The sequence below is a fragment of the Isoptericola halotolerans genome, assembly GCF_003003075.1.
Lineage (GTDB): Bacteria > Actinomycetota > Actinomycetes > Actinomycetales > Cellulomonadaceae > Isoptericola > Isoptericola halotolerans_A.
The window spans coordinates 274,442-285,512 of record NZ_PVTX01000004.1 but is presented as its reverse complement, the minus strand read 5'-3'; the positions used below and the strand labels follow the sequence as shown (position 1 = coordinate 285,512).

Here is an 11,071-nt window from a genome sequence, read left to right as displayed (position 1 = left end):
TCGAGCATCGTCCCGACGGGTCATGCCGATGACCCGAGACACGCTATGCCGATGACGTGAGACACCCCATTCCGATGTCCTGAGACCAGACACTGCCCCCGCTACCACGGTGGATCGCACAGGCGGTCCTCGTCGAAAGGCCCTCGGGATCTCCGGGGGCCTTTCGACGTACCAGGCCATGCTTCCCGGACGGCGTGGCGTCGTGACGACGAATTGGCGTCGGGCGCGACGCATGCCGTAGTGTTCAGGATGTCGACGCGGGGTGGAGCAGCTCGGTAGCTCGCTGGGCTCATAACCCAGAGGTCGCAGGTTCAAATCCTGCCCCCGCTACCACGGTGGATCGCACAGGCGGTCCTGGTCGAGAGGCCCCCGGGATTCCCGGGGGCCTCTCGTCGTCTCCGGGACGCTCTCTGCGCACGGCGCCCTGATGCTCCGCACGCGGCCCCGTCAGCACGCGAGCGCGCGGCGGGGGGAGCACCATGGGAGGACGGCAGCGTCGACTCGAGGACGAGACGGAGGGCAACAGCATGAGAGCCTCGTTAGGGGACAGGATCGTGACCGCCGCCGGCGTGGTGGGTGGTGCGGTGCGTGACGGCGTCGTGGTGGAGTGCCCGCACGGCGACGGCAGCCCGCCGTACCGGGTGCGCTGGTCGGACACCGGTGAGGAGACCCTGCTGTTCCCCGGCCCCGACTCGCTGGTGCAGGAGCAGGGCGCCGGCGCCGGGCAGGACCAGGAGGCCGAGCCGCGGCCCGCGCGGTCGGTGACGTGGCAGGTGCAGGTCGCGCTGGTGGAGTCCGCCGGCAGCACGACGGCGGAGGCGGTGCTCGTGGCCGGCCCGCCCGAGCACGCCGACGTCGGTGCCCTGCGGGCGGTCGGGCACGCCCGCAAGGACCCCGGCGACGAGGAGGTGCCCGTCATCGGTGACGAGGTGGCCGCGGGCCGGGCGCTGCGTCGGCTCGCCGACTCGCTGCTCGGGCAGGCCGAGTCGGACATCGCGGCCGCCACCGGCCAGCAGGGTCACGTGCACACCTGAGCTGTGAGCGGACGCACAGCCGCCGCCGTTCCGCCCGGAACGCCCCGCGCATAGGGTCGATGTCGGCCCGCGACGGCATCGTCGCCCCTGACCAGGAGGAACCAACCGTGCGCTCCCGACTCGTCCTCGCCACCGCCCTGGCACCCGCCCTCGTGCTCGGCCTCGCCGCGTGCGGTGCCGACGACGCCCCCTCGGACGGCGGGGCCGCGCCCTCCGACGCACCGACGGCCGCCGCCGGAACCGAGGCCTGCGACGCCGCGGACCTGCCGACGCTGACCGAGGGCACGCTGACCGTCGGGGCCTCCGAGCCCTTCGAGCCCTGGTACGTGGGCGAGCCCGCCAGCGGCGAGGGCTTCGAGTCGGCCCTGGTGTACGAGGTGGCCGACCGCCTGGGCTACGCGGCCGAGGACGTCGAGTGGACGTCCGTCACCTTCGAGCAGATCGTCTCCCCGGCGATCAAGCCGTTCGACGTCGCCGCGTACCAGACGACGATCACCGACGAGCGGGCCGAGGCCGTCGACTTCTCCAGCCCGTACCTCACCAGCCGGCAGGGCGTCATCGTCGCCGACGACGGCGAGTTCGCCGACGCCGCGAGCCTGGCGGACCTCAGCGGCGCCAAGGTGGGCGTGACCGCCTCCCAGACCTCGCTGGAGGCCGCGGAGCAGGCATGGGGCGACGACGTCGAGGTGGTGCCGTTCAACGGTGCCGGCGACGGGATGACCGCGCTGACCTCGGGCACCGTGGACGCGATGGTCATGGACGTCGACCAGGGCGTGGCCGCCTCGACGGTGTACTTCCCCGACACGACCGTCATCGGCACGCTGCCCGACGTCGGAGAGCCGGAACAGCTCGGTCTGGTCCTGGACAAGGACTCGGAGCTCACGGCCTGCGTGTCCGCCGCGGTCGACGAGCTCGAGGCCGACGGCACGCTGGACGAGCTGCGCACCACGTGGCTCGACTCCGACGACATCGAGCAGCTCTCCTGAGCGCATGACGGACTGGCAGCCCTCCGCCAGGGCGCGCGAGCGGCAAGCCTTCCGGCGGGCCCAGCACCGCCGGGCGCTCGCCGTCGCGACCGTGGCGACCGTCGTCGTCGTCGCTGCCGTGGCGTACGTCGTGGCCACCGCTCCCGGCTGGGAGCGGGCGCGCACGGCGTTCTTCTCGCCGGAGCGCGCGGTCGAGGTGCTGCCCGAGGTCGCCGAGGGCCTGTGGCTCAACCTGCGGGTCTGGGTGGTGGCCTCGGTGGTGGGCCTCGTCGTCGGTCTGCTCCTCGCCGTCGTGCGCACCTCGCGGCTGCCGGCCCTCTTCCCGCTGCGCGTGCTGACCGTGCTGTACGTCGACGTCTTCCGCGGCGTGCCCGTGCTGCTGGTGCTGCTCCTGGCCGGGTTCGGGCTGCCCGCCCTGCGCCTGGAGTGGCTGCCGGTGAGCGCGGCGTTCCTCGGCGGCCTCGCCATCGTGCTGACCTACACCGCTTATCTCGCGGAGATCTTCCGGGCGGGCATCGAGTCGGTGCACCCGTCGCAGGTGGCCGCGGCGCGGTCGCTCGGCCTGACGCGGGGACAGACGGTGCGCCGGGTGGTGCTGCCGCAGGCGGTCCGCAACGTCACGGCGCCGACGGCGAGCACGCTCGTCTCGTTGCAGAAGGACTCCGGGCTGATCTCGATCCTGGGTGCCGTGGACGCCATCCGGGCGGCGCAGATCGCGACGACGGGCGACTACAACTTCACGCCCTACGTGGTCGCGGGCGTGCTGTTCCTGCTGCTGTCGATCCCGCTGACGAGGCTCGTGGACGCCTGGTCGGCCCGGCAGGGCTGGCGCGGCCGGCTGCGTGGCGTGAGCGGTGCGGGGGTGATCCGGTGAGCGACGCCCTGCTGTCGTTGCGTGGTGTGCGCAAGAGCTACCCGGGCACCGGGCGGGGGGCCCCGCGCAAGGTCGTGCTCGACGGCATCGACCTGGACGTCACCGAGCACGAGTGCGTGGTGGTGGTCGGCTCGTCCGGGTCGGGCAAGTCGACCCTCCTGCGGGCGATCGACCTCCTCGAGGAGGTTGACGACGGCCAGGTGCTGCTCGACGGGGTGGACGTCGCGGACCCGTGGGTGGACGCGGACGCGGCCCGCGCCCGGATGTCGATGGTGTTCCAGCAGTACAACCTGTTCCCGCACCTGCGCGTGCTGGACAACGTGACGCTCGCCCTGCGGCTGGTGCACGGCCGGGGCCGCGCCGCGGCCGTGGCGGCGGGTCGGGAGATGCTCGAGAAGGTCGGCCTGGCGCACAAGGAGCGGTCCTACCCGGACGAGCTGTCCGGCGGGGAGCAGCAGCGGGCGGCCATCGCGCGGGCGCTCGTCAGCGGACCCGAGCTCCTGCTGCTGGACGAGGTGACCTCGGCGCTCGACCCCGAGCTCGTCGGGGAGGTGCTCGACCTGCTGGTCGCCCTGCGCGACGAGGGCACCACGATGGTGGTCGCGACGCACGAGATGAGCTTTGCCCGGGACGTCGCCGACGAGGTGGTGTTCCTGCACCAGGGCCGCGTGCACGAGCGGGGCACGCCGACGCAGGTCCTCGACGACCCGCAGCGCGAGCGCACCCAGGAGTTCCTGCGCCGCCTGCGCTGAGCCGGGCCCCGGACGGCACGTATCAGACGGCCGTGCCGGACCCTCCCTCAGGACGAGGAGAGGTGACCGCGATGAAGCGTCTGGTCCTGTGCTGCGACGGCACCTGGAACCACGGGGTGAACCAGCACGTGTCGAACATCGAGAAGATCGCCCGGGTGGTCCGGCGCGGTCTCGTCCCCGCCGACGACGGCCCGGGCGTCGTCCAGCAGGTCGAGTACGTGGGCGGCGTGGGCGCCCGCGGCTACAAGATCGACCAGGTGCTCGGCGGCGCCTTCGGCTACGGCCTGACGCGCAACGTCGTGGACGGCTACCGCTTCCTCGCCATGAACCACGAGCCGGGCGACGAGATCGTCGTGCTGGGGTACTCGCGCGGCGCCTACACGGCGCGCAGCGTGGTCGGCATGGTGGGGCAGGTCGGACTGCTCACCCGTGGCGCGATCCTGGACGGCCGGCTGCCGGAGGCCGAACGGCTGTACCGCCGTCGGGCGCGCGGTGCCGAGGCCGAGGAGGCGCTGGCCAGGGACCGCCGGGACTTCCGCCGGGCGCACGGCCAGGAGGTACCGGTGCGGTTCCTCGGGGTGTTCGACACGGTCGGTGCGCTCGGGGTCCCCGTGCTCGCGCGGCACCGCTATCAGTTCCACGACGTCCGGCTGGGCGACCGGGTCGAGGTCGCCCGGCAGGCGCTGGCCATCGACGAGCGACGCCTGACGTTCGCGCCCTGCCTGTGGCAGGTGCCGCCGGGTGCGGCCGACCGGGTGCGGCAGGTGTGGTTCCCCGGCGGCCACGGCGACGTCGGCGGTGGTGGTGCGCAGTGCGGGCTGTCCGACGTCGCGCTGCTGTGGATGGTGGAGCAGCTGCGGGCGGTGGGCGTCGCGATCGACGAGGACTCCCTCGCCCGGCAGACAGCGGTGCGCGGCGACCTGGTGGTGGCGACCCGTCCCCGCCTGGCGTTCCGGCTCGTCAACGGGGTGCGCCGGATGGTGCCGGGCGGCCGCACGGTGGACGGGCGGGAGGTGTTCCGCGGCGGGTTGCGGGTGCTGGCCCAGCGTGACGGCGACGCGTGGCGCGACGCCGTCGCGGTGGCGGCGCCGGTGGTCAGGCACGTCGAGCGGGACTCCTACGCCCAGCACGCCCGGAACCTGCAGTGGTGGCTGGACGGCGCGGGCGGCGTGGGGAACCTGCCGACGGTCCCGGTGGTGGGGCTGGAGGACGACGATCGCGTGCTCAGCTACCGCTCGTGAGCGGAGCGGTCAGGCGCCGTAGGCGTCCTTGACCACGAGCACGGGCACGGGGCAGTCCAGCAGGACGCGCTGCGTGGTGGTCCCCATGAGGAACGTGCCCTGGCTGGAGCGCTTGCGGGACCCGACGACGACGAGCGTCGCCCCGGTCTCCTCCGCCGCGTCGAGGATGGCGTCGGCGGGCTCGGTGTCCTCGTCGCGGGACCTCACGTCCGCGTCGGCGCCGGTGTCGGCCAGCACCGCCGCCAGCTCGGCCGGGACGGGCGCGTCCGCCGGCTGCGGGTCGAGCACGATCACGTGCAGCGGGAGATGGCGCCGCCCGGCCTCCTCCAGCGCCGTGCGGACTGCCGCCTCGCCGTGCGGGGAGACGTTGTAGGCCACGAGCACCGTCATGGCACCAACTCTGTCACACCTCGCGGCGGCCGCGTCGCAGCCCGAGCTCGTACGCGGCGAGCGCGACGAGCCACACGGCCGTGACCGGCAGCACGAACCCGAGCATCGCCGAGCCGAAGGGCTGTGTCGCGTCGTGCTCCGCGGCCGCCAGCAGGACGAACGTGACGTACGCCAGGTAGAGCGCGACGAAGAGCGCGCCCTCCCAGCGCCGGATGAGCTGGCCGGTGAACGCGACGGGCAGCAGCGCGAGCGCGACGGCGACCATGAGGGGCAGGTCGAAGTGCACTGCCGCCGGGTCCACGTCGATCCCGCCGGGGGCGATGACGGCGGTGAGCCCGAGGACGGCGCCGATGTTGAACGTGTTGCTGCCGACGATGTTGCCGACGGCGAGGTCGCCCTCTCCGCGCCGGACCGCGATGACGCTGGTGGCCAGCTCGGGCAGGGACGTGCCGACGGCGACCACGGTCAGGCCGATCACCAGGTCGCTCACGCCGAAGCTCGTGGCGATCTGCGTCGCCCCGCGCACGAGGAGCTGCGCCCCCACGACCAGCAGGGCCACCCCGACGGCGACGAGCACCACGTCGAGCAGGATCGAGCGGGCCCGGGTCGTCCGGAGCCGGCTCGGGGCGTGCGGCTCGGCGTCGGCCGGCTCGGCGGCGGCCGGCTCTGCGGCCTCGGCTGACGGTGCGTCGCCCCGGCCCCGGCGGGAGCGGACGACGGTGACGACGACGTAGACGACCAGCAGCGCCAGCAGCAGGACGCCGTCGACCGTGCTGAGCGTCCCGTCGAGCGCGAGGACCAGGGCCAGGACGGACATCCCGATCATGACGGGGATGTCCGTGCGCACCACGCGCGACGTCACGGCCAGCGGGACGATGATCGCGCAGACCCCGAGGACGAGCAGGATGTTGGCGATGTTGCTGCCGACGACGTTGCCGACGGCCAGCCCGGGGGACCCGGACAGCGCGGCGCCGGCGCTCACGGCGAGCTCGGGGCTGGACGTCGCGAAGGACACGACGGTGAGGCCGACGACGAGGGAGGACATGCCCATCGTCCGCGCCAGCGACGCGGCGCCGCGGACCAGCGCCTCCCCGCCGCCGACGAGCAGCACGAATCCGGCCAGGAGGAGCAGCACGCTCGAGAGGCTCACGCGCCCAGGGTACGGGCGTGCGAGCCTCTCGAGGGGCAGCCGCGGCGGGCGGCCGGGTCAGGACGCGGCGAGCTGCTCCACGACCTGACGCTTGGCGCGGGTCAGCATGCCGGCCATGCCGTTGAGCCGCAGCGCGCTGACGGCACGCGTCAGCCCGAGCTGCAGGGGGAACTCCTCGGGCACGTCGAGCACCTGCTGGGCCGTCAGACCCGACAGCCCCTGGGCGAGGATCGAGGCGAACCCCCGCGTGGTGGGCGCCTCGGGCGGGGCCGAGGCGTAGAAGTGCACCACGCCGTCGTCCAGCTCCGCGAAGGCGCGCACGGGCGACTGGCACTCCTCGACCTTCTCCAGCAGGCCGGGCGCCAGCGCGTAGCGCTCGGGGAGCTCGGGCAGCTCCCGCGAGAACTCCAGCAGGAGCTGCAGCCGGTCGGGTTCGGTCAGGGCCAGGAAGTCCTCGCGGATCTCGGCGAGCTGGGCGGGCAGCTCGGGCGTGGTGGGCGCGGCGTCGGTCATGGCTCCAGTGTCTCTCAGGCGGCGCGACCCGGGGCCTCGCCCGGCTGGTCGCCCGCGACGATCGGGACCCGCACCGCGTTGCCCCACTCGGTCCAGGACCCGTCGTAGTTGCGGACGTCCTCGAGGCCCAGCAGGAAGTGCAGGGCGAACCACGTGTGGCTGGAGCGCTCGCCGATGCGGCAGTAGGTGATCACCTTGTCGTCCGGCCGGATGCCGAGGCCGCCGGCCGACGGGTCGTCGAGGTAGATCGCCTCCAGCTCGGCGCGCGGCTTGTACGTGCCGTCCTCGGCGACCGCGGTGGCCCAGGGGACGTTGTGCGCGGTGGGGATGTGCCCGCCGCGCAGCACGCCCTCCTCGGGGTAGTCGGGGATGTGGAGGCGCTCGCCGGTGAACTCCTGCGGCGAACGGATGTCCACGAGGGGACCGTGGCCGAGGTGGGCGAGCACGTCCTCCTTGAAGGCCCGGAACGTCGAGTCGTCGCGGTCGACGGCGGGGTAGTCGGCCGGCTGCGGGCTCGGGACCTCGGTGGTCAGCTCGCGACCCTCCGCGACCCACAGGTTGCGGCCGCCGTCGAGCAGGCGGACGTCCTCGTGGCCGAACAGCGTGAAGACCCACGCGGTGTACGCGGCCCACCAGTTGTTCTTGTCGCCGTAGAGCACGATCGTGGTGTCGCGGCCGATGCCCTTGGAACCGAGCAGCTCGGCGAAGCCCGGGCCGTCCAGGTAGTCGCGCTCGACGGGCAGCAGCAGGTCGGTGTGCCAGTCGACCTTCACGGCGCCGGGGATGTGTCCGGTCTCGTAGAGCAGCACGTCCTCGTCCGACTCGACCACGACGAGGCCCGGGTCGTCGAGGTGCTGCGCGAGCCACTCCGTCGTCACGAGGCGCTCGGGGTGGGCGTACTCCTGCAGGCGCGGGTTCGGGTCGAGGGGAGCGGGCATGGTGTCCTCCAGAAGGATGTCGCCGCAGGTGGGTTGCCTGCTGTGCCTGTGGTCAGGTGGGTACCTGCCCACACCCTAGGCAGGCACCCACCTGCGGCGACACCCGGCGTCCACGATCTGGGACCACGATGTGAGACGAACTGCCTCTCGGCGGCTCCGGGAGCGTCCTAGACTGACGTGACCACCGCACGACGACGTCGGAGGCGCCATGCTCGACCGTGCTGCCGCGCAGGATCCCACCCGGTCCGCGCGTGAGGCGGGTCGCGCGCCCACGACCCGTGGCGGCGTCCGCCGGGACCGCCGGTCCGTCCGGACCGCCTACGACACGTTCCTCGGCACCGGCTGCCTCTCGCCCGGGGTCGACCCCCTCGTCGCCGCGTCGTGGCGCCGCAGCCTCAGCTCCGGCGTCGACCCCGACTCGCCGCGCGCCGCGGCCGGGCTCGCCGACCGCGAGCTGGACGAGTACCGCGCCACCCACCCGCTCGCGCCCCTCATGCCGGTCGTGCGCGACCTCGTCGTCGACGCCGCCCGCGACGACGGGCTCGTCGTCGCCGTGTGCGATGACGCCGGCCGGCTCCTGTGGGTCGAGGGCGACGCCCGCACGCGCACGACGGCGGAGCGCGTCGGGTTCGTCGCCGGCGCCGTCTGGCGCGAGGAGAGCGTGGGCACCAACGCGCCCGGTACCGCGCTCGCGACCCGGCGAGCCGTGCAGGTCCTGGGGGCCGAGCACTTCTCCCGGCCGGTCCAGTCGCTCAACTGCGCCGCCGCCCCCATCCGGGGGGCCGACGGCCGGCTCCTCGGGGTGCTGGACGTGACCGGCGGCCGCGCCGCCGCCTCGCACGTCGCGCTCTCGCTGGTGCGCGCGACCGTGGCGAGCCTCGAACGCGAGCTCGCGGCGCTCGGGCCGGGCAGGCCTGGTGGCCGCGCGGGGACCGGTGACAGCACCGCCCGGGCCGCGCTCCAGCTCCTCGGCACCCCGGTGCTCCACCGGCCCGGCGGCGTCCACCGCCTCTCCCCGCGGCACGCCGAGATCCTCGTGCTCCTGGGCGAGCACCCGCGCGGGCTCACCGCCGAGGAGCTGGCGGTGCTGCTGCACCCCGGCGACCTGTCCGACGTCGCCGTCCGCGCCGAGATCTCCCGCCTGCGTCGCGTCGCCGGGACGCTGGTCGTCGGGTCGCGTCCCTACCGGCTCGCTCCGGGGGTGCGCAGCGACGTCGACGTCGTGCGCGAGCACCTCGCCGCGGGCGACCCGACGGCGGCGCTCGCCGCCTGCGCCGGCCCGCTGCTCCCGCGCTCGCTGGCCCCCGGCGTCGAGCGCGTCCGCGCGGAGCTGGCCGCCGAGCTGCGCTCCGCCGTCCTGAGCAGTACGGGTACCGCCGCCCTCGACGCCTGGACGCGCACCGACGACGGCGCCGACGACGTCGAGGCTTGGAGCCTCCTCGTGCAACGGGCCGAGCACGGCAGCCCGCTGTGGAGCCGGGCGAGGGCGCACCTCGCGGTGGTCGACGCGGCGCTGCGCTGAGGCGCCCCGGCACCGTTGCAACGGTGCTGCAACACCCCGCCCCTAGCGTGACGACCACGGCGCGCCGAGGCGCCGCCGTCGGGCACCGGACCGCAGGTCGCGGGCCCGACGAGGTGTGTACTGCGAGGAGGCAGCCAGCATGACCGTCTACACGCCCCCGGGGCAGCCCGGGTCGATCGTCGAGTACCGCAGCCGTTACGACCACTGGATCGGCGGGGAGTACGTGCCGCCGTCGAGCGGGGAATACTTCGACAACCCCAGCCCCGTCACCGGGGAGACCTTCTGCGAGGTGGCGCGCGGCAACGCCGACGACATCGAGCGGGCGCTCGACGCGGCCCACGGCGCGGCCCCGGCCTGGGGACGGACCTCCGTCACGGAGCGGGCCAACGTCCTCAACCGCATCGCGGACCGCATCGAGGCGAACCTCGAGAAGATCGCCGTCGCCGAGAGCTGGGAGAACGGCAAGCCCGTGCGCGAGACGCTCGGTGCCGACATCCCGCTCGCCGTCGACCACTTCCGCTACTTCGCCGGGGCGATCCGCGCGCAGGAGGGCTCGATCTCCGAGATCGACGGCGAGACGATCGCGTACCACTTCCACGAGCCGCTCGGCGTCGTCGGGCAGATCATCCCATGGAACTTCCCGATCCTCATGGCGACCTGGAAGCTCGCGCCGGCGCTCGCGGCGGGCAACGCCGTCGTGCTCAAGCCGGCCGAGCAGACCCCCGCGTCGATCCTCTACCTGATGGACATCATCGGTGACCTGCTGCCGCCGGGCGTGCTGAACGTGGTCAACGGGTTCGGCGCGGAGGCCGGCAAGCCGCTCGCCTCCTCGTCGCGGATCCGCAAGATCGCCTTCACCGGTGAGACGACGACCGGCCGCCTGATCATGCAGTACGCGTCGCAGAACATCATCCCGGTCACGCTCGAGCTCGGCGGCAAGTCGCCGAACGTCTTCTTCTCGGACGTCGCGGCGGAGCGGGACGACTTCTACGACAAGGCGCTCGAGGGCTTCACCATGTTCGCCTTCAACCAGGGCGAGGTCTGCACGTGCCCGTCCCGGGCGCTCATCCAGTCCGACATCTACGACCAGTTCCTCGGCGACGCGCTCGAGCGGACGAAGGCCGCGGTGCAGGGCAACCCGCTGGACACCGACACGATGATCGGCGCCCAGGCGAGCAACGACCAGCTCGAGAAGATCCTGTCCTACATCGACATCGGCAAGGCCGAGGGCGCCCGGGTGCTCACGGGCGGCGAGCGGGCCGACCTCGGCGGCGACCTCTCCGGCGGCTACTATGTGACGCCCACGGTGTTCGAGGGCAAGAACTCCATGCGGATCTTCCAGGAGGAGATCTTCGGCCCCGTGGTGTCCGTGACCGACTTCGCCGACTTCGACGACGCGATCAAGACCGCCAACGACACCCTCTACGGGCTCGGTGCGGGGGTCTGGACCCGCAACGGCACGACGGCGTTCCGTGCGGGCCGCGCCATCGAGGCCGGCCGGGTGTGGACCAACTGCTACCACGCCTACCCGGCCGCGGCCGCGTTCGGCGGGTACAAGGGGTCCGGCGTGGGGCGCGAGAACCACAAGATGATGCTCGACCACTACCAGCAGACCAAGAACCTGCTCGTCAGCTACTCCGGCGTGCGTGACGGGTTCTTCTAGGCCTTCCG

At 73.3% G+C, this 11,071-nt stretch carries 11 protein-coding genes and 1 tRNA gene; 8 read left to right on the top strand and 4 right to left on the bottom strand.

Annotated features, from left to right (window positions below; all coding sequences use genetic code 11):
* The first annotated feature begins 256 nt into the window (after positions 1–256).
* The 6 genes from BCL65_RS08235 (at position 257) to BCL65_RS08210 (ending at position 4,887) form a co-directional block, all read left to right on the top strand.
* Positions 257–333, top strand: a tRNA-Met gene (locus BCL65_RS08235).
* 194 nt (positions 334–527) lie between these two features.
* On the top strand, positions 528–1,034 hold the full coding sequence (locus tag BCL65_RS08230; protein WP_106266980.1) for a dsRBD fold-containing protein: 507 nt from the start codon (positions 528–530) through the stop codon (positions 1,032–1,034).
* Between the two features lie 107 nt (positions 1,035–1,141).
* Positions 1,142–2,020, top strand: coding sequence for an ABC transporter substrate-binding protein (locus BCL65_RS08225; protein ID WP_165799965.1), 879 nt, complete (start codon positions 1,142–1,144; stop codon positions 2,018–2,020).
* Positions 2,021–2,024: 4 nt separating this feature from the next.
* The gene (locus tag BCL65_RS08220; RefSeq protein ID WP_106266921.1) at positions 2,025–2,894 is read left to right on the top strand and encodes an amino acid ABC transporter permease; all 870 of its coding nucleotides are present in this window, start codon (positions 2,025–2,027) and stop codon (positions 2,892–2,894) included.
* Entirely contained in the window at positions 2,891–3,646 is a 756-nt protein-coding gene (locus BCL65_RS08215) for an amino acid ABC transporter ATP-binding protein (RefSeq protein WP_106266919.1), read from the top strand. The genes BCL65_RS08220 and BCL65_RS08215 overlap by 4 nt, the downstream gene beginning before the upstream one ends.
* Positions 3,647–3,717: 71 nt before the next feature.
* Positions 3,718–4,887, top strand: coding sequence for a DUF2235 domain-containing protein (locus BCL65_RS08210; RefSeq protein ID WP_125206504.1), 1,170 nt, complete (start codon positions 3,718–3,720; stop codon positions 4,885–4,887).
* A 9-nt stretch (positions 4,888–4,896) separates the two neighbouring features.
* Here the strand turns inward: BCL65_RS08210 and BCL65_RS08205 are convergent, their stop codons facing one another.
* From BCL65_RS08205 to BCL65_RS08190, 4 genes are read right to left on the bottom strand one after another with little or no spacing between them, the layout of a single operon-like run.
* Positions 4,897–5,277: a universal stress protein gene (locus BCL65_RS08205; protein ID WP_106266915.1), complete on the bottom strand. Its 381-nt coding sequence runs from the start codon at positions 5,275–5,277 to the stop codon at positions 4,897–4,899.
* Positions 5,278–5,290: 13 nt separating this feature from the next.
* Entirely contained in the window at positions 5,291–6,427 is a 1,137-nt protein-coding gene (locus tag BCL65_RS08200; RefSeq protein WP_106266913.1) for a calcium/sodium antiporter, read from the bottom strand.
* A 57-nt stretch (positions 6,428–6,484) separates the two neighbouring features.
* Positions 6,485–6,940 (bottom strand): SufE family protein, encoded by a 456-nt coding sequence (locus BCL65_RS08195; RefSeq protein ID WP_106266912.1) that lies wholly within the window; start codon positions 6,938–6,940, stop codon positions 6,485–6,487.
* A 14-nt stretch (positions 6,941–6,954) separates the two neighbouring features.
* On the bottom strand, positions 6,955–7,878 hold the full coding sequence (locus BCL65_RS08190) for a sulfurtransferase (RefSeq protein WP_106266910.1): 924 nt from the start codon (positions 7,876–7,878) through the stop codon (positions 6,955–6,957).
* A gap of 208 nt (positions 7,879–8,086) precedes the next feature.
* On the opposite strand from BCL65_RS08190, the gene BCL65_RS08185 reads away from it, so the two are divergent.
* A complete protein-coding gene (locus BCL65_RS08185; protein ID WP_106266908.1) occupies positions 8,087–9,400 on the top strand; it encodes a helix-turn-helix domain-containing protein in 1,314 nt (437 codons plus the stop codon).
* Between the two features lie 139 nt (positions 9,401–9,539).
* Entirely contained in the window at positions 9,540–11,063 is a 1,524-nt protein-coding gene (exaC, locus tag BCL65_RS08180; RefSeq protein WP_106266906.1) for an acetaldehyde dehydrogenase ExaC, read from the top strand.
* Positions 11,064–11,071: the final 8 nt, after the last annotated feature.

Coding starts and splice junctions, on each gene's coding strand:
- BCL65_RS08185 (WP_106266908.1), top strand. CDS start 8,087: ATGCTCGACCGTGCTGCCGCGCAGGATCCCACCCGGTCCGCGCGTGAG.
- BCL65_RS08195 (WP_106266912.1), bottom strand. CDS start 6,940: ATGACCGACGCCGCGCCCACCACGCCCGAGCTGCCCGCCCAGCTCGCC.
- BCL65_RS08220 (WP_106266921.1), top strand. CDS start 2,025: ATGACGGACTGGCAGCCCTCCGCCAGGGCGCGCGAGCGGCAAGCCTTC.
- exaC (WP_106266906.1), top strand. CDS start 9,540: ATGACCGTCTACACGCCCCCGGGGCAGCCCGGGTCGATCGTCGAGTAC.
- BCL65_RS08210 (WP_125206504.1), top strand. CDS start 3,718: ATGAAGCGTCTGGTCCTGTGCTGCGACGGCACCTGGAACCACGGGGTG.
- BCL65_RS08230 (WP_106266980.1), top strand. CDS start 528: ATGAGAGCCTCGTTAGGGGACAGGATCGTGACCGCCGCCGGCGTGGTG.
- BCL65_RS08205 (WP_106266915.1), bottom strand. CDS start 5,277: ATGACGGTGCTCGTGGCCTACAACGTCTCCCCGCACGGCGAGGCGGCA.
- BCL65_RS08190 (WP_106266910.1), bottom strand. CDS start 7,878: ATGCCCGCTCCCCTCGACCCGAACCCGCGCCTGCAGGAGTACGCCCAC.